18 protein-coding genes are annotated in these 21,480 nt (G+C 43.0%); 8 read left to right on the top strand and 10 right to left on the bottom strand.

The genetic code is table 11. The annotated features are described in order from the left end of the window. Window positions 1-14 precede the first annotated feature (14 nt). From ABIC84_RS18725 to ABIC84_RS18700, 6 genes are all read right to left on the bottom strand, one after another. Window positions 15-677: a bifunctional 4-hydroxy-2-oxoglutarate aldolase/2-dehydro-3-deoxy-phosphogluconate aldolase gene (locus ABIC84_RS18725; protein ID WP_188831946.1), complete on the bottom strand. Its 663-nt coding sequence runs from the start codon at window positions 675-677 to the stop codon at window positions 15-17. Next, window positions 677-1,705 (bottom strand): PfkB family carbohydrate kinase, encoded by a 1,029-nt coding sequence (locus ABIC84_RS18720; protein ID WP_426587649.1) that lies wholly within the window; start codon window positions 1,703-1,705, stop codon window positions 677-679. The genes ABIC84_RS18725 and ABIC84_RS18720 overlap by 1 nt, the downstream gene beginning before the upstream one ends. Further along, a complete protein-coding gene (gene uxaC, locus ABIC84_RS18715) occupies window positions 1,706-3,106 on the bottom strand; it encodes a glucuronate isomerase (protein ID WP_429264516.1) in 1,401 nt (466 codons plus the stop codon). It abuts the gene before it with no gap. A gap of 210 nt (window positions 3,107-3,316) precedes the next feature. Further along, window positions 3,317-5,023: a sodium/sugar symporter gene (locus tag ABIC84_RS18710; protein WP_429264515.1), complete on the bottom strand. Its 1,707-nt coding sequence runs from the start codon at window positions 5,021-5,023 to the stop codon at window positions 3,317-3,319. A 48-nt stretch (window positions 5,024-5,071) separates the two neighbouring features. Next, the gene (gene xylA, locus ABIC84_RS18705) at window positions 5,072-6,397 is read right to left on the bottom strand and encodes a xylose isomerase (RefSeq protein ID WP_429264514.1); all 1,326 of its coding nucleotides are present in this window, start codon (window positions 6,395-6,397) and stop codon (window positions 5,072-5,074) included. Window positions 6,398-6,480: 83 nt separating this feature from the next. Further along, window positions 6,481-7,959, bottom strand: coding sequence for a xylulokinase (locus ABIC84_RS18700; protein ID WP_429264513.1), 1,479 nt, complete (start codon window positions 7,957-7,959; stop codon window positions 6,481-6,483). A gap of 130 nt (window positions 7,960-8,089) precedes the next feature. Between ABIC84_RS18700 and ABIC84_RS18695 the strand changes: the two genes are divergently transcribed. The 4 genes from ABIC84_RS18695 (at window position 8,090) to ABIC84_RS18680 (ending at window position 12,844) form a co-directional block, all read left to right on the top strand. Then, a complete protein-coding gene (locus ABIC84_RS18695; protein WP_429264512.1) occupies window positions 8,090-9,121 on the top strand; it encodes a LacI family DNA-binding transcriptional regulator in 1,032 nt (343 codons plus the stop codon). Between the two features lie 248 nt (window positions 9,122-9,369). Then, window positions 9,370-10,692, top strand: coding sequence for a cytochrome ubiquinol oxidase subunit I (locus ABIC84_RS18690; protein ID WP_429264511.1), 1,323 nt, complete (start codon window positions 9,370-9,372; stop codon window positions 10,690-10,692). After that, window positions 10,689-11,702, top strand: coding sequence for a cytochrome d ubiquinol oxidase subunit II (locus tag ABIC84_RS18685; RefSeq protein ID WP_429264510.1), 1,014 nt, complete (start codon window positions 10,689-10,691; stop codon window positions 11,700-11,702). The genes ABIC84_RS18690 and ABIC84_RS18685 overlap by 4 nt, the downstream gene beginning before the upstream one ends. Window positions 11,703-11,815: 113 nt before the next feature. Continuing rightward, window positions 11,816-12,844 carry a GntR family transcriptional regulator gene (locus ABIC84_RS18680; protein WP_426587633.1) on the top strand — a complete coding sequence of 343 codons (1,029 nt, stop codon included), beginning with the start codon at window positions 11,816-11,818 and terminating at the stop codon, window positions 12,842-12,844. Window positions 12,845-12,951: 107 nt separating this feature from the next. On the opposite strand, the gene ABIC84_RS18675 is transcribed toward ABIC84_RS18680, so the two are convergent. From ABIC84_RS18675 to ABIC84_RS18660, 4 genes are all read right to left on the bottom strand, one after another. Further along, window positions 12,952-14,313, bottom strand: a complete 1,362-nt coding sequence (locus ABIC84_RS18675) for a 3-keto-disaccharide hydrolase (protein ID WP_429264509.1) — start codon at window positions 14,311-14,313, stop codon at window positions 12,952-12,954. A gap of 70 nt (window positions 14,314-14,383) precedes the next feature. Next, entirely contained in the window at window positions 14,384-15,715 is a 1,332-nt protein-coding gene (locus ABIC84_RS18670; RefSeq protein ID WP_429264508.1) for a Gfo/Idh/MocA family protein, read from the bottom strand. A gap of 318 nt (window positions 15,716-16,033) precedes the next feature. Further along, entirely contained in the window at window positions 16,034-16,852 is an 819-nt protein-coding gene (locus ABIC84_RS18665) for a peptidoglycan-binding domain-containing protein (RefSeq protein ID WP_176624758.1), read from the bottom strand. Between the two features lie 163 nt (window positions 16,853-17,015). Further along, window positions 17,016-18,047, bottom strand: coding sequence for an aldo/keto reductase (locus ABIC84_RS18660; RefSeq protein WP_354482920.1), 1,032 nt, complete (start codon window positions 18,045-18,047; stop codon window positions 17,016-17,018). A 185-nt stretch (window positions 18,048-18,232) separates the two neighbouring features. On the opposite strand from ABIC84_RS18660, the gene ABIC84_RS18655 reads away from it, so the two are divergent. From ABIC84_RS18655 to ABIC84_RS18640, 4 genes are all read left to right on the top strand, one after another. Continuing rightward, window positions 18,233-18,424, top strand: a complete 192-nt coding sequence (locus tag ABIC84_RS18655; RefSeq protein ID WP_090525763.1) for a hypothetical protein — start codon at window positions 18,233-18,235, stop codon at window positions 18,422-18,424. Between the two features lie 102 nt (window positions 18,425-18,526). Beyond that, complete coding sequence (locus ABIC84_RS18650; RefSeq protein ID WP_090525766.1) at window positions 18,527-18,751, top strand: CDGSH iron-sulfur domain-containing protein; 225 nt, start codon at window positions 18,527-18,529, stop codon at window positions 18,749-18,751. 93 nt (window positions 18,752-18,844) lie between these two features. Continuing rightward, window positions 18,845-19,657 (top strand): tRNA pseudouridine synthase A, encoded by an 813-nt coding sequence (locus tag ABIC84_RS18645; RefSeq protein ID WP_426587625.1) that lies wholly within the window; start codon window positions 18,845-18,847, stop codon window positions 19,655-19,657. A 408-nt stretch (window positions 19,658-20,065) separates the two neighbouring features. Beyond that, window positions 20,066-21,364, top strand: coding sequence for a DEAD/DEAH box helicase (locus ABIC84_RS18640; protein ID WP_429264507.1), 1,299 nt, complete (start codon window positions 20,066-20,068; stop codon window positions 21,362-21,364). The last annotated feature ends 116 nt before the right edge of the window (window positions 21,365-21,480 follow it).

The raw sequence follows: 21,480 nt of genomic DNA, 5'->3' as shown, positions 1-21,480 counted from the left end.
TTTAGGTTTACAGGCTATTTAATGGTTTGTACTATTTCCAGCAGCTTCAGGGTATCGTTATACAATTTGTCGTACTCCCGGTTTTCCAATACGCTTTTGCTGATGAGCTTGCTGCCCATGCCCACGGCGCATACCCCCGCTTTAAACCAGGTACTGATGCTGTCATGGTTCAAATCAACCCCACCTGTTGGTATGAACAACTGACCGGCAAACAAATCTCTGATTGAGGATACAAACTCCGGTCCCAGTATGTTGGCCGGGAATATTTTTATCAACGCAGCCTCATTTTGTTGAGCTGTATAGATTTCGGTTGGTGTCATACAACCAGGAATCCATAACAGGTTATGCTGCGCCGCCAGTTTGCCAACCTCGGGGTTAACAATTGGCGAAACGATAAAATCAGCTCCAGCAGCAATAAAAGCTTCAGCTTCCTGAAGGCTTTTGATGGTGCCGATACCTAATTCCAGGCCCGGCATTTCGCCGTTTGCAAGGGCTTGTTTTAAAACCTTGAAGTTTTCGAGGGCGGCGGCGCCGCGGTTGGTATATTCAAATACCCTAATGCCAGCTTTATAAAGCGTGCGGGTAATCTGCAGGCTCACTTCCGGGTCTTTGTAAAAGAACAGCGGCAATGTTCCCTGTTTTAATATGGCATCAAGTACTATATCTTTTTTACTCATTATTTCATTGTGTTATAAATTTCATCAACTGTTTTGGTGGTCGCATCGCCTTCAATAAACAGCTTTTCGAATGCGGCTGCCGTTGCAAAGTCCAGCAATTGCTGCGGATCCTGCTTGTTAAAAAAGCCGTAAATAAGCCCAGCCATAAAGCAATCCCCGCTGCCTACCTTATCAACAACAGTTTCGGTAGTGTAGGTAGGCGAATGATAAAAGCGGTTGCCCGTATAAAGCGAAGTGTAATATTCAACGCCTTTGCCTGCATCAAAGCGGAAGGTATTGGCAACAGCCCGGCAGCGCGGATAAGCATCCATAATCCTTTCGGACGAGTAGAGCCCCTCTTTAAGGTAAATGCTCTGCTGACCCGATTCATGGATATCCGGTGTAACGGGAATGCCCAGCATGGTTTCCTCTGCCCAAACATTGCCCATAATGATATCAGCATATTGCACCAGCTTTGGCATAATCTCCGTTGGCTTTTTACCGTACTGCCATAATTTGGGGCGATAATTAAGATCGACAGATATGGTGATATGTTTTTTGCTTGCTGCCTGTAAAACTTCTTCGCAAACATCGGCAGCCTGCTGGCTTAAGGCCGGGCATATCGCACTGAAATGAAACCAACTCACCCCTTCCAGAACAGCATCCCAGTTAACCATGCCCGGTTTCAGATCGGCAAATGCCGAACCGGCACGGTCATATACAATGGCATTGTTCTTTACATCTTTACCACGGGTGAGGTAATAAAGACCTATCCTGTTACCACTATGATGTATTGCTGATGTGTCGATGTTTTTGCTTTCCAGGTAACCGATAATCTGTTCGGATAAGGCATTATCAGGCAAAGCAGTAAAATATTTTATTGGCTGCTCCCAAAGGGCTAAAGCATTGGCTACGTTAAGCTCGGCACCACCCATAAAAAATGGCAGCTTGTTGCTTTTTAACCATTGCCCTTCACCATCGGGGCACATGCGTAACAACAATTCGCCAAATGACAGGATGCTTCCCTTTGTATTTTCTATATTGCTCATTTAAAAATTGAAATAGTTTTTGGCGTTAAAATAGCAAATATCGCTCACGATCTTTCCTGTCCATTCAATATCGTTTGGTAATTCGCCGTTTTCAATGTCATCACCCAACAAGTTACAAAGCAACCTGCGGAAATACTCATGCCTCGGGAACGACATAAAGCTCCTTGAATCGGTAAGCATCCCAACCAAACGGCTCAACAGGCCCATGTTTGATAAAGCGTTTAATTGCTTGATCATGCCATCCTTTTGATCCAAAAACCACCAGGCCGATCCAAACTGCATTTTGCCGGCTACCGAACCGTCATTATAATTGCCCACCATAGTAGCAAACAACTCGTTATCGGCAGGGTTAAGGTTATAAATAATGGTTTTGGCTAACTGGTTAGTGGTATCCAACCTGTTCAGGAATTTGGATAATGCCCTGCCTTGTGCAAAATCGCCTATAGAATCCCAGCCGGTATCAGGGCCTAAATTGGTTAAAGCACGCGCATTATTATTGCGCAGTGCGCCAAGATGGAACTGTTGTACCCAGCCTTTTTCATGGTCCCAAATGGCAAAGTAATACAACATGGCCGATTTAAATTTCAGGATTTCCAATGACAACAACACTTCACTATTCCTTATTTTAGTAAAGATGGTAGCTATCTCTGCGTCGGTATAATCTTCGGCGTAAATTTGCTCAAGACCATGATCAGATAATTTGCAGCCATTTTCGGCGAAGTAATCATGTCTTGCTTTTAAAGCTGAAAGATATTCATCAATGTTAGATATAGATACATTTGCTACCACTTCCAATTGATCAATGTATTTATTGAGTCCCGCTATATCGTCAGCATTCATAGCTTTATCAGGGCGATAGGCCGGCAATACTTTAATACTGTACCCGTCCTGTTTCAGTTTCTGATGATGGCTAAGGTTATCCAACGGATCATCAGTGGTGCCAACAACTTCTACATTTTTACTTTTTAAAATATTACGGATGCTGAACTCCGGCGATTGCAGTTTTTCGTTGCACTGGGCATATATTTTTTGTGCCGATGCTGGTGAAAGCAATTCATTTATGCCAAAATAACGCTGCAATTCAAGGTGTGTCCAATGGTATAGCGGGTTTCTCAGAGTGTAAGGAACCGTAGCGGCCCATTGCATAAACTTTTCCTCGTCGGTTTTGTTACCGGTGATATAGGCTTCATTAATACCATTTGCCCGCATAGCGCGCCATTTGTAATGATCGCCATAAAGCCAGATCTGGGTTATGTTTTTAAAATTGATATCATCAGCAATCTGATCTGGCGGCAGGTGGCAATGATAATCAATAATAGGCTGATGGCTGGCGAACTCATGATATAAGCGCTGCGCCGTTTTGGTTTGAAGTAAAAAATCCTGATCTAAAAAATTCTTCATTGGTTATTAACAGATATATACCAGAGTTAACGGTATGGTAGTTTATACTTGTAAGCGGCAAATTACACATCATACGGGCAAGTTGGAAGTAATAAGCCTAAACAATCCACGCAAACGTTTTCGTTAGCAGGTAAAAGTTATCAGTAATTACACAAAAAAGGCGACGAGTGTTAACTCATCGCCTTTTCTTGTCTATTGGTAAAATTTCTGCTACCAGAAAATTGAGTACAATGCTACTACGATACCGGTTACAATTAAGGCACCTGCTAAAAATCCTCTCGAAGTTTTAAACATTGAGCCATCAATCTCAAGGCCGTTTGTAGTAATACCCCTGGCCTGGTCAATTTTTGAAATAATGTACATACCGATAACGCAAAGAATAAATACAAAGCCCATACGGTCAAGGAAAGGGATTTCATATAACTTGGTTACCTTATCATCCTGCAAGGCTAATTTTGAGAAACCATACGGCGATAAGAAGCTCAGGTCAATAAACCTTGGACAAAGTTTAAAGAAACATGAGAAAATGAAACCGCCAATGGTTGCAAATAAAGCCGCATTTGACGTAGCTTTTTTCCAGAAGAAACCAAGGATAAACATAGCAAAGATACCCGGAGATACGAAGCCTGTATATTCCTGGATATACTGGAAGCCTTGCTTACCTTCGCCCATTAATGCTTTACCGATAAGCTCAGATAACAGGATACCTAACAACAAGGCAACAAGCACCGAGATTTTACCCAGGTTAACCAGTTTCTTATCGGTAGCTTCAGGGTTGATTGCTTTTTTGTAAATATCTAAAGTAAAGATGGTAGCAATACTGTTTGCTTTACCCGCTAACGATGCTACAATAGCAGCCGTTAACGCAGCGAATGAAAGGCCTTTTAAGCCGCTTGGCAATAAGTTTAACAGTGATGGATACGCTTTGTTAGGATCCAAAACTCCAGATGAACTCGCCATTTCCTGGTGGAACATCCCTTTTTGATATAAAAGGTAAGCCGCAATACCAGGCAGCACCACAATAACAGGCATCAGCAACTTAAGGAAAGCTGCAAACAGGATCCCGCCGCGGGCAGTTTTAAGGTTTGCGCCCAAAGCCCTTTGGGTAATATACTGGTTACAGCCCCAATAGTTAAGGTTAGTGATCCACATGCCGCCTATCAGAACAGATAAGCCAGGAAGATCCATATAATTTGGATTATCCTTTTTGAAGATCATATGGAAGTGATCGGTAGCTTCGCTATGCAGGATCTTGAAACCATTGAGTAAGCCTGTTGTATTTTCTTTTTCGCTTAACAAAGTAAGTGCAAGGTAAGATGCCATTAAACCACCCAATATCAATACCGCCACTTGGATAACGTCGGTATAGCCGATAACCTTCATACCGCCCAGTGTAATAACCGCCGAGAATATGGCCAGCAGCCAGATACACAGGTGAATATCAAGACCTGAAATACCGCTGACAGCTAATGCACCAAGGTAAAGGATCGACATTAAGTTAACCACAATGTACAGCAACAGCCAAAAGATAGCCATGATCATGGCCACCGTTCCGTTATACCGCTGGTGCAGGAACTGCGGCATGGTAAAAATCTTATTTTTAAGATATACCGGGATAAAGAAAACCGCCACAATGATAAGGGTAATTGCAGCCATCCACTCGTAAGTAGATATGGCTAAGCCCATTTTAAACGCAGACCCACTTGTACCTATAAATTGTTCGGCAGAGATATTTGAGGCGATGAGCGATGCTCCGATAGCCCACCAGGTTAACGAGCCTTCGGCCAAAAAATAGTCTTTTGAGGTGGCATCGGCGTTGTGTTTACGCTTATACACCCACCAGCCATAGCTGGCAACAATTACAAAGTAGATAAAGAAAACAGCGTAATCGCCATTCGAAAGGGTTTTGAGGTTCATTGTTTTGGTTTGTCTTTGGGTTTAATATGTATGATTGACAATTATAAACTATATATATCGATTTATCAAATTTTCGATGTATTCTTGTTTACCGCTTGTCACTTTAGGTTCTCCGTTAGCTATCGCATAGTTACGCAAATCTTCCAAAGAAACCTTACCCTCTTCAAAATCTTTCCCGGTGCCGGCATCAAATGAGGCATACCTATCGGTACGTAATTTTTTATACTCCGACTTTTGCAAAATATTATCAGCAGTAACCAAAGCTCTTGCAAAAAGATCCATGCCACCAATGTGAGCATAGAATAAATCAGCCGGATCAGTTGAGTTACGGCGGATCTTGGCATCAAAGTTAATACCACCGCCCTGGAAACCACCTGCCTCAAGAATGATCAGCATACACTCGGTTACTTCATTAATATCGTTCGGGAACTGGTCGGTATCCCAGCCATTTTGCGTGTCACCGCGGTTGGCATCTATCGAACCTAATAAACCCGAATCGGCAGCAACCTGTAGCTCGTGCTGGAAAGTATGACCGGCTAACGTTGCGTGGTTAACTTCAAGATTCAATTTAAAATCGTTGATCAGGTCGTATTTCTGCAGGAAGCCTAATACGGTTGCAGCGTCATAATCATATTGGTGTTTGGTCGGCTCGCATGGTTTTGGCTCAATAAAGAACGTGCCTTTAAAACCTTGTTTGCGGGCATAATCTTTAGCAGTATGTAAAAACTTAGCCAAATGCTCCTGTTCGCGTTTCATATTGGTATTCAGCAGGCTCATATAACCTTCACGGCCACCCCAGAAAACATAATTTTCGCCGCCTAATGCAATCGTCGCGTCAAGTGCCGCTTTTACCTGCGCACCGGCATGTGCTAACACATGAAAATCAGGGTTGGTTGACGCACCATTCATATAACGTTTGTGGCTGAACAGGTTTGCAGTACCCCAAAGCAGTTTTACACCGCTGGCAGCTTGCTTTTGTTTGGCATAATCAACCAAAGCCTGTAAACGGCGATCATTTTCGGCAACATCATTGCCATAGTCAACCACATCAACATCGTGGAAACAGTAGTAAGGCAGGTTCATTTTGGTAAGGAACTCAAACGCTGCATCCATTTTGTCTTTAGCGCGCTCAACTGCGTCAGCTTTTTCATCCCATGGAAAAACGTGCGTAGCGCCGCCAAACGGATCGGCACCATTACCGCAGAACGAATGCCAATAAGCACCTGCAAAGCGTAAATGATCTTTCATGGTTTTGCCGGCCACTACCCTGTCCGCGTCATACCAGCGAAACGCCAGTGGGTTGTCTGATTCAAGGCCTTCAAATTTGATCTGGCCTATTTTTTTAAAAAATTCTTTTTCGCCTGTTACTATCATTTTAATTATTGAATTAGTGAGTTATTGAATTAGTGATTTTTTATTTGGTAGTAGTTGAATTTCTTTGCTTTCAGCATTTTGCTTTAAGCTTTCAGCTTGAAATCTAAAAGCGCTTTCCACTCCTGGTAAACCGGTTCAAATTGGTCTGTAGTAGGTTCAACGAGTTTAATGGCTTTGATATTACTGAATGCCTCAGCCGGTGATTTGAAGATGCCTGCGCCAATACCTGCACCTAAGGCTGCGCCTACGCTGCCGTCGTTATTATAGAGCTCGACAGGAACGCCCGTGGCATTTACAAAAGTTTGGGTGAACAGATCGCTCAGGAAAAGGTTGCTTTTGCCGGCACGGATCACAGTTGGGTTCATGCCATTGCCGCGCATAATATCAAAACCATAACGGAATGATGAGGCTATCCCCTCTTGTACCGCCCTGAAAATATGCGCCGGGGTATGCAGGTTAAGGTCGATATTTTGAAAATGCGCGCCTACCTGCTTATTATTTAACATACGCTCGGCACCATTGCCAAAAGGCAGTACCTGTAAGCCTTCGCTGCCCAGAGGTGCTTTTTCAGCTTCTGCGTTCATTTGGTTATAGGTATAGCCTGTGCCGAAGGTGTTTTTTACCCAGCGATACAAACTGCCGGTTCCGTTAATGCAAAGCAGTACACCAAGCCTCTTTTGCTCATCGGCATAATTAACGTGCGCAAAGGTATTGATGCGCGATTGCTGGTCATAAACCAACTGATCATCCACACCATATATCACGCCCGAGGTACCTGCAGTGGCAGCTACCTCGCCAGGGTGAAGTACGTTTAATGAAAGGGCATTATTGGGCTGGTCGCCGGATTTATAAGTAACCGGAATACCTGCCTTTAAATTCAGTTTTTCGGCAACGGATGCCTGCAAGGTTCCGTGCGAAGAAAATACAGGGTTAATGACCGGGAACAGGCTTTCGTCAAAACCAAAATAATTGATGATCTCTTTGGAGATGCCATTGGTTTTGAAGTCGAAAAATACACCTTCAGACAATGCCGATACCGATGTGGTGATCTCGCCGGTAAGTTTCATGGCAATAAAATCGCCAGGCAACATGATCTTATCAATTTTACTGTAGATCTCCGGTTCGTTTTCCTTTACCCAGGCCAGTTTTGAGGCCGTAAAGTTACCCGGCGAATTGAGCAGGTGCGATAAGCAATGCTCTTCGCCAATGGTGGCAAAAGCTTTATCGCCAATTTCAACAGCGCGGCTATCGCACCATATAATACTATCGCGTAAAACATTTTGATCTTTATCAACCAATACCAGGCCATGCATTTGGTATGCTATACCTATTGCTGCTATATCTTTTGTATTATAATTGCCTTTAGCATGACAGCGCTCCAATGCTTTTTGTGCCTGCTCCCACCACATTGAGGGAGATTGTTCGGCCCAGCCGGGATGCAATGCTTTGATTGGCGACTCCTGGTCAGGGTATTGTGCCGAAGCGATTGTTTTTTGCGTTGCGGCGTCAACAACACTTACTTTTACCGACGAAGTACCTATATCGATCCCTAATAACAGCATAGCCTATTCAGATTTTTGTATGATTTTTTGGTTGTATTTATTAATTGGTAACTTAACGCAACGAAAATAAAGAAATAAATAAAAATTGCAATCGATTGCGTAAAATATTTTTTCCAACTTGCACGCTATAATGAAGAAAGTTAAACGCACCACCATTTATGACATTGCCGCAAAGCTCGGCATAACCGCGTCTTCCGTATCAAGAGCGCTGAATAACAGCAGTCAGGTGAACGAAAAAACCAGGGAGCTGATTATCAAAACTGCCGACGAGCTCAATTATAAACGCAACACCCTTGCCTCCAACCTGCGCAAAGGGCATTCAAAAACTATTGGCGTAGTGGTGCCGCGGATAAACCAGAACTTTTTCAGTAACGTGATAGCCGGCATTGAGGAAACAACTTATCAAAAAGGTTATAACCTCATCATATGTCAGTCGGGCGAGGTGCATGATAAGGAAATTCAATGTGTAAATACGCTCATTAATCAGCATGTGGATTGTATAGTGATCTCGGTATCGGCCGATAGCTATGATTACCAACACCTGCAAAATGTGCTTGACCATGGCATTCAGCTGATCCAGTTTGACCGTGTTGCTGAAGAACTGGAAACGCTTAAAGTGATCAACGACAACGAACAGGCTTCATTTGAAGCGGTATCGCACCTGATAGAAAACGGCTATAAACGTATCGCTTTGCTTGAAGGCCCGCAAAATCTCAACATTTTTCGCCAGCGAAAAAACGGGTACCTAAGGGCATTAGAAACGCATAAGGTAAAAGTAATTAATGAACTGGTGGTTGAAAATGCATGGACAAAGGAACTTGGTGCCGAAGCTACCCGTAAGCTGCTTAACCTCCCCCACCCGCCGGATGCAATATTTGCCTCTACGTCTGATTTTTCGGCCTTAGGTGTTTTGGAGGTAGCCAATGTTATGAATATCAAGGTACCTTCAGAGTTGGGTATTTGCGGTTACTCTAATGAAGCTTTTACAGAGATTACCAGTCCATCGATAACCACTATAGATCAGTTTAGCGTTTATATGGGCAAAACCATTGGCAACCTGTTTTTCCAGGAGATTGCCAACGTCGAGGTTTCGGTTAAACCCAAGATTATCAGTATAAAACCTGAGTTGATCATCAGGGGATCGACGGCGCGGAAGGGTTAAAATCCTTCTACTACGTAATTGTGAGGAACAAAGAACTCCCCTGTTAACAGGGCTGTCCTATATAGTTTAGGATTGTTTCGTTCCTCGCAATCACGCTTGTTTTGTATTCTGGTTTTTTACTAAATTATCCTCATTAATACAACACTCGTCCGATAAAAAACATATTTTAAATTCAATATCGATAAGGATTTAGTTACAGATTTGTTACATTAAGCTTTAATTTCAACCATTATTTAAGTATAACATGTATGGATGATTTTTTAGCTGCCAGATCTCAAATGGCCTTATCCTTAGGTTTTCATATCATATACTCCTGTATCGGTATGGTAATGCCGGTTTTCATGGCCATATCGCATTATAAATGGATCAAAACCCAGGACCCGGTTTATAAAAACATCACTGTAGCCTGGAGTAAAGGCGTAGCTATATTTTTTGCTACCGGCGCGGTATCCGGCACCATGCTCTCTTTTGAGCTCGGGTTGCTTTGGCCTGGCTTCATGAAACACGCCGGACCGATCTTCGGGATGCCGTTTTCGTTGGAAGGTGTCGCCTTTTTTATTGAAGCGATAGCGCTTGGCTTATTCCTTTATGGCTGGAACAAATTAAATAACTGGGTACATTGGACAGCTGGCGTTATTGTTGGAATAAGCGGCGTTGCATCAGGTATCCTGGTGGTGTCAGCCAATTCCTGGATGAACAGCCCTTCGGGCTTCGATTTTGTAAACGGGCAATATATTAATATCGATCCGGTAAAAGCCATGTTTAACAAGGCCTGGTTTTCCGAGTCGTTGCACATGATCATAGCCGCCTTTTCGGCCACAGGCTTTGCTGTGGCCGGGATCCATGCGCTCATGATCTACCGTAAAAAGAATATCGCTTTCCATACTAAGGCGTTTAAAATTGCCATTATCTTCGGCGCGGCCGCTGCTATATTACAACCTTTCAGCGGCGATTTATCAGCCAAAAATGCAGCTAAGCGCCAGCCCGCAAAACTGGCTGCGATGGAGGCGTATTTTCACACCCAGGAATACGCACCGCTGGTTATTGGCGGCATCCCTGATACAGCTGCAAAAAAAGTGAACTACGGCTTAGAAATTCCCGGTTTATTAAGCTTTTTAGTACATGACAATTTTAAAACGCAGGTGAATGGATTGGATAAAATCCCGGTTAAAAATCAGCCGCCGGTAGCTGTTACGCACTATGCTTTCCAGATTATGGTTGGGATAGGTGTTTTGATGATGCTGATCGGGATTATTTACTTTTACGAGCTCTGGAAAAAGAAGGACCTGCTCTCCAAACCATGGTTCCTGAAAACCTTTATCTGGGCAACTCCACTGGGCTTTATAGCCCTCGAGGCCGGCTGGACGGTGACCGAGATTGGCCGGCAGCCCTGGATCATACAAGGTGTTATGCGTACCAGCGAGGCAGTTACGCCAATGCCGGGTATCCAATATTCATTTTACCTGTTCAGCTTTATTTATTTTACGCTGAGTGTAGCTGTTATATTTTTATTAAAAAGGCAAATCCAGATGGTGCCTGAATTGTATGACCGTAAAACCGCTCAGTCATGATGCTATATATTGTAATCCTATTTCTTTTTGCGGCTATCACCCTCTACTTTTTATTGGGCGGAGCTGATTTCGGCGCCGGCATTATCGAACTTTTTACATCAACCGACAATAAACACCGCACGCGCAAGATCATGTACCAGGCTATCGGCCCTATTTGGGAGGCCAATCACATGTGGCTTATTATTACCGTGGTAGTGTTGTTTGTGGGCTTTCCGGTTATCTATAGCGAAATGTGCATCTACCTGCATATTCCGCTGCTGGTGATGTTGCTTGGCGTTATAGCCCGGGGTACCGCATTTTCGTTCCGTAACTATGATGCTATTAAGGACGAAAAAACACAGGCATTTTATACACATATATTCGTTTATTCAAGTTTTGTTACGCCGTTGTTCCTGGGCATCATTGCAGGCAGCGCCCTATCCGGGCAGATTGATCCTAAAGCCACCGATTTTGTACATGCCTACATATTTAGCTGGTTCAACTGGTTTTCGGTGTCTGTTGGCTTTTTTACCGTGGCTCTCTGCGGCTTCCTCGCAGCTATTTATATAGTTGGTGAAACGGAAGATATTGACGAAATTAAACGCTACATCCGCAAGGCGAAGATCATGAACATTACTGCCGTAATATGCGGTGCATTGGTATTCCTGGCATCTCATTTTGAACATGTTCACCTCGCTAACTGGATTTTTGGCAATCCTGTAAGTTTAGTTGCAGTAATAGCTGCAACCATTTCATTGGCAGTACTTTATCTGATCATATCACATCGCCGTAACCGGCAATGGATCAGGGTACTTGCTGCTTTCCAGGTATGTATGATATTGATATCAGTTGGGTTTTCGCGATTCCCGAGATTTGTTATTTTTAAGGACGGCAGCTCCATGTCTTTACTTACCGAACACGCCAACAGCAATAGTATCGATGACCTGGGGATCGGTTTATTGGTGGGTAGTTTGTTTATACTGCCGGCGCTGGGGTATTTGTATTACGCGTTTAAGAAGAAAGACCGTTGATTTTTTTGATTACGCTGATTTCGTTGATTCTGTATTGATCGATAGTTTGATATAACCATCCTTGTCTATCCTGTTGTCGACAGAGTTTTATTTTCAAATATTACATTTGTGTTGTGAAGAATTATTTAAAGATCCTGTCAATCGACGAATATTCCATTACGCCTAAGTACCTGCAACTCTCCAATGCTATTATCAGGGCCATTGAAAGCGGGCAGATTGTAAAGGATGATATGCTCCCTTCTATCAATGATCTCAGCTATGCACTGGATACTTCACGTAATACCATTGAGCGCGTTTATAAGGAACTGAAGGAGAAAGGCATAGTAAGCTCAGTTCCGGGAAAAGGCTTTTTTATTTCCAATACCGATTTTCAAAAGCCGCTTAAGATCTTCCTACTGTTCAACAAACTCAGCGCGCATAAGAAGATCATCTATGATGCCTTTGTAGCTACTATCGGCGAGCAGGCTGCTATCGATTTTTATATCTATAACAACGATTTTTACTTTTTTAAAAAGATCATTGCCGAAAGTATCCAGAGCGACTATGCCAAATACATCATTATCCCACATTTTTTAGATAATGAAACCAAGGCTCATGAAATCATCAACACCATCCCTAAAGACAAGCTGATTTTACTCGATAACCTGGTACCTGGTGTAAACGGTAAATTTGCAGCGATATATGAGAATTTTGCTACAGATGTTTATGAAGCGCTGAAGAACATGTTGGATAACCTGAGTAAATACCATACGCTCAAGCTGATTTTCCCCGGCAAAACCTATCACTCTAAAGAGATCATGAAGGGTTTCCTGAATTTTTGCAGGCAGTATGCTTTTGAGTATGATATCGTTGAAACGCTATCGACAGAAACAATCCAAAAAAATACGGTATATATCAGTCTTACTGAGGATGACCTGGTTGAGCTCATTAAAAAAATCATCGCTTCCGATTTAAAAGTGGCTAAGGACGTTGGCGTGATATCCTATAACGAAACGGCGCTTAAAGAGATCATTCTTGACGGTATCACCACCATCTCAACCGATTTTAAATTAATGGGCAGCAAAACCGCCGAGTTTGCGTTGAATAACTGCCACGAGCATTTTGCAGTGCCGTTTACGGTGAGGTTGAGGAGTTCGTTGTAGCCCCCTAACCTCTTAAAGGGGGAACGATAGTTTAAAAGTAACGATGAATCCGGACTTGAGAAGTTTTAAAACTTCGCAAGTCCGGATTCCGCAATTTGAAGCTATTTTTATTTTAAGTTCTTAACCTTAATACTTCTAAAAAACACCTCATTGCCATGATCCTGTAGCAATAAATGGCCCTCGGGAGCTTCGCCGAAGTTTTTCCAGATTTTGTACTTGCTGATGGCTACCAGGTCGCGAAAAGCTTTTGAACCGCGGTCGTATTCCAGCACTTTAACGCCGTTCAGGTAGTGCTCAACATGGTTGTTTGGATATACTACCACACGACCAGTATTCCAGGCACCTATCGGGTGTACAAAACGTTCTTGTTTATTGGCTTTAATAAGGTCATACAACGAGGCTAATGTACGGTCGCCATCACGGCCAAGTTTGGCATCGGGGTGCAGTTTATCATCAAGTACCTGATACTCCAGGCCAATAGCCGATCCTTTGGTAACTTCAGACAGTGTTACAAAATATTTAACGCCACTGTTGGCACCGGGAGTAAGCTTAAACTCAAACGACAGGTCAAAAGCGCTATAATTATCATTAGTTACGATATCGCCGCCGCCTGATTCTTCTTGTCCTGCAGATGGCAGCACGTGCATAGTGCCGTTAGCATATTCCCAGCCTTTTTCAGGAAAACCTTTGAGGGTTGCACCGCGCCAGCCGGTATTGGTTTTGCCATCATATAATAATTTCCAGCCATTTGCTTTTTCCGCAGCAGTTATGCTGTTTGGTGTGAGGTTAACAACATACACATCCTTTGGAAACGGGGTGGCTTTTAAATTGTTGGTCTTTAGATTAATATTTTTAAAGTATACCTTTTTGCCTGCCTGTTTTTCCTCACTTACCGCATGCACCTGTAAAGCGATAAAACCTTTGCTGTCGATAGTATCAACAACATCGCTTGCAGGGACGCCGTTTACCCATGTTTTCATCTCGTTGCCGATACATTCAATTTTAATGTGATTGTATTCGCCTACTTTAAATGCATCTTTGGCTTTAGGGTTCAGATCAAGCGGATAAAGCCAATCGCGACGGCCTTCGTCATAAATACCACCACTCCATTTGCGTGAGGACGGGTCTATTTCAAATTGCCTGCCATAAACCTTCCCTTTGCCTTTATTACCCTCAGGGTCAAAATGGCTACGGGTTTGCACGCCCGAATTGCTCAGTTCACTTTCGATTTTAGCATCAAGCTCTAATATAAAATTGCCGTATTCCTTTTCGGTAACTAAAAATGAATTGCCAGAGTTGAGCACAGTAGTGCCTACTATGGCCCCGTCTTCTACTTTATAATCGGCGTTGCCGGCAAGCTTTTTCCAGCCTTTAAGGGTTTTACCATCAAACAGTTTGGTTTGCGCGTTTACCGGACTGAATGCCGTTGACGCCAAAAGCATAATTGCAGGGTAGATTATTTTTTTCATATTTGATATTGTCTTGTTTGATTAAAATAAATCGTCATTGCGAACACGAAGCAACGACGTAATTAAGAAATTACACTTTCACTTCCCAACCCTTTTCATACTCCCTGCGCCAAAGCTTTTGAGCTTCGGGGTCATTTAAAATATGACCATTATTTGGATCGATATGCAATACACGATCGACGCGATATGAGATATTGCCTAATTGCGGCAACAGGGTTGATTTGAAACCGATCTCAATCGGGCAGTTCAGTTTATCTGTCCCTCTTACTGAATCGACAAAGTTTTTCATGTGGAAGCCATCCAGCGCCTCCGTTGGGCTTACCTTGTTGGTGCCATCAACCTTGGTATCATCTTTAACCTCTTTTACCAGTTTGTTATCACCGTCGTAAACCCGGTAGCTATTGCCGCTATCATAAAAAAGAGTTCCTTTATCTCCATAAAATACTACTCCCCTGCTTAATTTTTCGATATCGAAGCCATTGCAACTACGGCATTCCCATTCTGCAGCGGTATTATTGGGGAAATTGTAAAGGATGTTTTGCGTATCCGGCGTTTGCCAGTCGTCATTAAAATGGAAGCGGCCGCCTGTTGATACCACTTTGCTCGGGTAATCAACACCAAGTCCCCAGCGGATCACGTCCAGTTCATGCGTACCATTATTCAGGGCCTCACCTGTACCCCAGTTCCAAAACCAGTGCCAATTATAATGGATCAGGTTGTCCTGGTACGGCTTTCTTGGCGCCGGCCCCTGCCATAAATCATAATTTAAATTGGCAGGCACAGGTACCTGTTTGCCTTTGCCAATACTTGCGCGACGATTGGTATACCAGCCTTTGGCATAATAAGTACGACCGATTACCCCGTCATGCAATTCCTTCACCATGGCCTGCACATTGGAGAATGAGCGGCGCTGGCTACCCATTTGCACCAATCGTTTATATTTATTTGCTGCTTCAACAGCCATTTCTCCCTCGTGTGGATTATGACTGCAAGGCTTTTCTACATACACATGTTTGCCGGCCTGGCAGGCCATAATGGTTGCGGGTGCGTGCCAGTGATCGGGCGGGGCAACCACTACTGCATCAAGATCCTTTATCTCCAGCATTTTGCGGATATCTGTTAATCCCTGCGGCTTTTTGCCTGTTTGCTTGTAGATGGTATCAATCGTTTTTGCAACTACGTTTGAGTCAACATCGCAGATATAACCTATCTCTACATTGGGTAACTTGGCAAAGCTTTGAGCAAGGTATAGTCCCCGGCTGTTAGTGCCCATCATTCCCAATACTACTTTTTCGTTGGGCGATCCTTTAAAAAATCCGGTAGCTTTTGATAGTTGCGGCGCAAGCAGGAAACTTGTACCAGCTACAGCAGTGGATTGAATAAACTTTCTACGATTGATCATATTCAAAACAGGTTAATTGGGTTGATAAGCGCGCCCCGGCGGACTGCGCCGCAAATTAGCTAAGTTTTGGAAAGGGCTAAAGCTATCCGGCCATTTTTTTATGGAGCAATTGTAATTTAACTGTTACTTAATTGACCTGAAAGCGAAGATCATAAATGTTATTTAAGCAGAAAGCCTAAGGCTGAAAGCGAAGTAGTCAACGTTAAATAATTTCGACTATCAAACTATTGGCTTTAGGCTTTCAGCCTTAAGCTTTTAGCTTTTAAAGCGAAAAGCCCCATCAAGGGGCTCCGGGAGTATTAATTTGCAGGACATGCTCTAAACAAGAGGTTGTATCGAAAAAACATCGAGCTTTGAAGATTGAAAATTACGTACACGTTTGTATACGCCGTTGCCGTTGCTGCTTCCATCGGTATTGGTATTTCCTTCAATAGTATCAAATAAGTCGCCATGTACGCCAATAACAATGCCTGTATGTACCCAGTCGTTAGGCGTTTTCTGAACCAGGAAAATATCGCCGGGCTTTACTACAGCAGGATTAGATCTTACTGTTGCAACACGGCTTAACAAACCTTTATTAATGCCGGTAGTACCAACAGTATCGCAACTGTAGGTTAGCGGCATAAGTGTACGAAAATCTTTTCCTAACTGGCTTGCAGCCTGGTCAATAATGGTTTGTACAAAACCCATGCACCAAAACCACTCCGTTCCTTCATTATTATCCATATAGGCCCGCACCCAGGGACCGCAATTACTTTGCCCCTTAACAGTAAGTTCAAATGGTGCGTTGCTTAAATGCTGTATAGCCGTATTCACAACCAATTCCCTTAAGCCGGTACCTGCAACTGGGCTTTTAAATGCTTTTATCATGGGTTGGCATAACTCACCGAAAACACTACTGTCAACAATGCCGGTTTGCGGCAGGTTTTTTGCCTTCTGGAAATTCTTAACCGCTGTTTCGGTACCCGGGCCAAAGCTCCCGTCAATGCCTGTTGCTGTACCTGCCGAAGGGTTGGTAACCGCATACAGGTTAAGCCAGCTTTGAATTTTACTTACTTCTTTTTGATTGTTTGAGGCACTGCCTTTTTGTTGGGTAGCTGATATAGCTATTTCTTTAAGGTATTGTTTTTTAATCATAAAGGAAAGGTTAATAGTGATAAGGTTTAGATATCGTAATATGGATATTTTATTACCTTCAAAAGCAAAGCTAAAGCAATCATTACAACTATAACAGCGTACTGTTACGGGATTTAACAGGAAAGCTTACGTAGTTTTACGTAAGCTTTCCTGTTAATGATTTTTAATATTGTATTGGCAGCGGTACCAGCTTTAAGTTCTGGCGCTGGTGCCAGTATGGATATATTGGGTCTACCTCGCTGGCGGCATCCAATTTTTTAACCTGCTCAACCGTCAAATTCCATCCTATGGCGCCGAGGTTTTGCTTAAGCTGCTCTTCGTTACGTGCGCCAATTACCAGGTTGGCAATAGTAGGCCTTTGCAGTAACCAGTTCAATGCTACCTGTGCCACAGATTTACCGGTTTCTTCAGCAACTTCGTCAAGCACATCAACGATGGCATATAAATGCTCAAAATTTGTGGCCGGACCATGTGCGCCACCCTGCACGGTCCTTGAGTTTTCGGGGATCGGCTCTCCCCTCCTGAATTTTCCGCTAAGCTGGCCGGATGATAGCGGGCTCCAAACAATAGTGCTTACTTTTTGATCGATACCTAATGGCATCAGCTCCCATTCAAACTCGCGGTTAAGCAACGAATAATATGCCTGATGGGCTACATAACGGCTCCATCCATATTTTTCAGACACCGACAGTGATTTCATTAAATGCCAGCCCGAAAAGTTTGAGCAGGCAATGTAGCGCACTTTACCGCTGGTCACCAAATCATCAAGTGCCCTTAATGTTTCTTCAACCGGGGTGTTGGCATCAAAGCCGTGCATATGATAAATATCAATCCTGTCGGTATTTAAACGCTTAAGACTGTCCTCAGCCGATTTGATCAGGTGATAGCGTGATGAGCCGAAGTCGTTAACCCCTTTTCCCATCGTGAAAGTAGCCTTGGTTGAGATCAGTACTTCATTACGGATACCTTCCAGAGCCTTACCTAATATTTCTTCAGAGATGCCGTGCGAATAAACGTTTGCGGTATCAAATAAATTAACACCTGCATCAAGGCAAATATTTATTAGCTTCTTTGCCTCGTCAACCTGGGTATTGCCCCATGCCTTAAAAAACTCATTGCCGCCGCCAAATGTGGCTGTGCCAAAACTTAATACCGGCACCCTTAAACCGGATGCGCCTAATTGTCTGTATTCCATAGTTTAATGTTTTTGTGATGTAATGGCCGCAGCCTGTATCGCAAATTTATGTTGAATGGATCGCCCGGTGGGGTTTTTGCGCATCATAAGTTTGTCATTTATGGCCAGTGTTTCATTGCAGAGCAGTAAACAAATCTTAGTTTTGAGTAATGATTGCAGACCCGCTAAGCGTTTCCCTTTTTGAGATGAGGCTGGAAGAAATCCATCGCCGCGATCCTATGCTAAGGTATGAAATCAGTATCCGTGATTTCATAGCGTTATTTCCGCTTAAAATAAAAAATGGCAGACCGTTAAAACCCGAACAGCCTTCCTCCTTTGCACTCGACAGGGATGTGTTTTTGCAGGTGCTTGTAGCGTTTAACCAGTCATTCAACTAATTAATCCGCTCCCCCTGCTTCGTCCAATCAGGAACACTTCTAAATAACAAATAAACAATTTTGACGGCTTGTCAAGTTTTAACTTTGGCCAAAATTTAACACATGGAGAAAACTAAACTTACCATTAATAATAACGGTTCGGTTAAAATAGAAGGCGATTTTGAAATTGTTGATATGCAGGGCAACGCTTACGGCTTACAGGGCCGTACTGTGGTTTCTATTTGCCGTTGCGGCTTATCAGCAAACAAACCATTTTGTGATGGTTCGCACAAAGGCCATTTCGAGCATAACGCTATCGCATTTGATCTGCCTCCAAAAAAAGTATAAACAATTGTTTTATATACATTAAGCCCGGTGTTTAATTACATTGGGCTTTTGTTTTATACACGATTTTTAAAATAATCTGCATTTTTGAAAACTATGCTTAAATCAACAAGGCGGCACTTTTTTCATATAGGTTATCATGGTGCCAGGTATTCGGGCTGGCAAAAACTTTCAAAAGCAATTACGGTGCAGGAGGTGATTGAAACGGCCCTTTCCAAAATCCTGAAACAATCTGTTGCCATTAATGGTTGCGGCCGTACCGATGCCAAGGTGCATGCAAGTCAGTATTTTTTTCACTCAGATATTCCTGATAATTTAGATTTCGACCTGCTATTTCGCCTTAACAAACTGCTGCCGGATGATATTGCTGTATTTGATATTATCCCGATGCAGGGCGATCCGCATGCCCGTTTTGATGGCGTAATCCGTACCTATGATTATTTCATCCATAATTATAAAGACCCATTTCTTAGTAACTTCAGTTCACTTTATCCGGATCAGGATCTTGATTTGGATGCAATGAAAAAGGCTGTTTCCATCCTGCCTCATTACACCGACTTCCGCGCCTTATGCAAAACGCCCGACAGGATTGAGCACACTATTTGCCACGTAAAATCTGCAGGGCTTTACATCGACGGCAATGGAAGCAAGCTCAGATTCAACATTACTGCCAATCGCTTTTTATATAAGATGATCAGGATCACCGTTGGCCGCCTGCTTGAAATTGGCAAAGGACAGATGAGCACAGATGAATTTGAGTTTTATATTGCCAACCAACAAACACCTAAAATCATTATTCCGGCACACCCCCAGGGCTTGTATCTTTCAAAAGTAACGTATCGTTACCTTGATCTTGAACCGCGGTCGGCATTTTCACTGCTCAACAGTACAGACTGGTACCCCCTATAACATTTATTTGTCATGGCAAACGTATGTAAATGAGGGGTTAACAGGGTTAACACTTTTTAAATAAAACGCGTTTAAATAACTAACATTAAGACACTTAAGCCGAAGCAAGGGTTACACTAAACTGATGTTTTTGAGCACTTAAACATGTCCGAATGTTTGTGGCTATTATCGGCAAAAGCAGGTACACATAAAACCAGGAACATTAACCGCGATCAGGCCATAAAACAAGTATCATTTGATGCTGATTGCTCACCAACATCATAACCTTATTTTGTTAGCGATCTTATAACAAGTCGTCGCCGCTAAATATTTAGACGCAGTTCCCCGCCGTATCTGCTGATTTTTAAAAATATGACGCGTTAATTTGGTACTTTTGCACCCTCATTTTAAATTTTAATAAGTATCCTGATGGCGTGGTCTGATAAATTGAAGCTTAACAAACAATTATTGCGTTCGGTAAATGAAGCCGGTTTTGCAAACCCTAAAGAGCTTCAGCTTAAAACAATCAACCGCATAATTGGCGGGCAGGATATTATCGCCATAGGCCCCGAAGGCAGCGGAAAAACCACCACTTATGTATTAGGCGTATTAAACCGCTTTAACTATGCCCCCGAAGGTGTTCCGCGTGTGTTGGTGCTTGTACCCGAAAAAGAACAGGTGTTTGCTGTTATAGAACAGTTTGACAGGCTTAACAAAAATAAATCTATCCGCATAGTTGGCCTATACGTTACCCCCGGTTTCGAAAGCCAGATGGATGAGCTTGCCGAAGGTGCCGACATTGTTGTAGCTACTCCCGACAGGGCAAGGGCCATCTATCTTAAACTAGCCTTAAATTTAAATAAAGTTGATTTGCTGGTGATAGATGATGCCGACCAGATCGTAAAAAAAGGTTTGCAATTACCGGTTGTCGAACTGGCCAACAGTATTGACAAGGGCCAGCACCTGGTATTTACCGAGGTGATGCACGCCAAACTCGAAAAAATGCTTGATCCGTTCATGAGGCAACCGGCTACAATTGAGGTTGATGAACTGGGCGAAACGGCTATTGAAACCCATGAGCAGCTTTTATATAACGTACCAAACTTTGGCACCAAGCTAAACCTGCTCAATTTATTCATGTACGATCAAGAACTGTTTACTAAAACCATTGTATTTGTAAACACCCAAACAACTGCCGAAAAGCTTTTTCAAAGCCTTAAAAGCCGTTTACGTACCGGTGTAGCATACTTAAAACCTAAGTTTTTCGACTCAAAGGGGTTCACAACCATTGAAGAGTTTAAAGCCGAAGCAGGTGCAAGGATCCTGATCGTGACTAACGAAAATGACGAAAACCTTAACCTGAGCGGTATCCCCTTCCTGATCCATTTTGATTTGCCGGCAGATAATGACCTGTTTATTAGCCGTGTGGCAAATCCTAATCCTGACGATAAGGAAGAAACGCTGGCAATGACATTTGCTACTGATATTGAGTTAAGCCAGGTGAAAAAGATTGAGCAGATGATCGGGAATAAAATTCCTGTAGCCGAGCTGCCGGATGACCTGGTGATAGTAACCGAGTCGAAGCCTAAAAAAGCGGATGCTAAAGAAGATGTTAAACCTGCAGGTGTTGGTGAAGCTTTCCACGAAAAAAAAGCATCAAATGCAAAAACTTATAATTTAAGTGCCAGTACCAAGGCTAAAATGAATAAAAAGAAAAAGCACGGGTAGTTATATCCCAATGTCATTCAAAACTTGTTTCGGCACCCAATAAGCCAGGTGGCCAATTTGCTCGGCAAGGTTGCTTAGCAAAAGAGGTGTTGAAACAAGTTCCAACATGACATTTT

It is taken from the genome of Mucilaginibacter sp. 3215 (assembly GCF_050433785.1).
Taxonomy (GTDB): domain Bacteria; phylum Bacteroidota; class Bacteroidia; order Sphingobacteriales; family Sphingobacteriaceae; genus Mucilaginibacter.
This window is presented reverse-complemented; position numbering and strand designations above follow the sequence as displayed.

Bases quoted from the DNA above. Each gene is read 5' to 3' on its own strand.
- ABIC84_RS18725 (WP_188831946.1), bottom strand. From the start codon at position 677: ATGAGTAAAAAAGATATAGTACTTGATGCCATATTAAAACAGGGAACA.
- ABIC84_RS18720 (WP_426587649.1), bottom strand. From the start codon at position 1,705: ATGAGCAATATAGAAAATACAAAGGGAAGCATCCTGTCATTTGGCGAA.
- uxaC (WP_429264516.1), bottom strand. From the start codon at position 3,106: ATGAAGAATTTTTTAGATCAGGATTTTTTACTTCAAACCAAAACGGCG.
- ABIC84_RS18710 (WP_429264515.1), bottom strand. From the start codon at position 5,023: ATGAACCTCAAAACCCTTTCGAATGGCGATTACGCTGTTTTCTTTATC.
- xylA (WP_429264514.1), bottom strand. From the start codon at position 6,397: ATGATAGTAACAGGCGAAAAAGAATTTTTTAAAAAAATAGGCCAGATC.
- ABIC84_RS18700 (WP_429264513.1), bottom strand. From the start codon at position 7,959: ATGCTGTTATTAGGGATCGATATAGGTACTTCGTCGGTAAAAGTAAGT.
- ABIC84_RS18695 (WP_429264512.1), top strand. From the start codon at position 8,090: ATGAAGAAAGTTAAACGCACCACCATTTATGACATTGCCGCAAAGCTC.
- ABIC84_RS18690 (WP_429264511.1), top strand. From the start codon at position 9,370: ATGGATGATTTTTTAGCTGCCAGATCTCAAATGGCCTTATCCTTAGGT.
- ABIC84_RS18685 (WP_429264510.1), top strand. From the start codon at position 10,689: ATGATGCTATATATTGTAATCCTATTTCTTTTTGCGGCTATCACCCTC.
- ABIC84_RS18675 (WP_429264509.1), bottom strand. From the start codon at position 14,313: ATGAAAAAAATAATCTACCCTGCAATTATGCTTTTGGCGTCAACGGCA.
- ABIC84_RS18670 (WP_429264508.1), bottom strand. From the start codon at position 15,715: ATGATCAATCGTAGAAAGTTTATTCAATCCACTGCTGTAGCTGGTACA.
- ABIC84_RS18665 (WP_176624758.1), bottom strand. From the start codon at position 16,852: ATGATTAAAAAACAATACCTTAAAGAAATAGCTATATCAGCTACCCAA.
- ABIC84_RS18660 (WP_354482920.1), bottom strand. From the start codon at position 18,047: ATGGAATACAGACAATTAGGCGCATCCGGTTTAAGGGTGCCGGTATTA.
- ABIC84_RS18655 (WP_090525763.1), top strand. From the start codon at position 18,233: ATGAGGCTGGAAGAAATCCATCGCCGCGATCCTATGCTAAGGTATGAA.
- ABIC84_RS18650 (WP_090525766.1), top strand. From the start codon at position 18,527: ATGGAGAAAACTAAACTTACCATTAATAATAACGGTTCGGTTAAAATA.
- ABIC84_RS18645 (WP_426587625.1), top strand. From the start codon at position 18,845: ATGCTTAAATCAACAAGGCGGCACTTTTTTCATATAGGTTATCATGGT.
- ABIC84_RS18640 (WP_429264507.1), top strand. From the start codon at position 20,066: ATGGCGTGGTCTGATAAATTGAAGCTTAACAAACAATTATTGCGTTCG.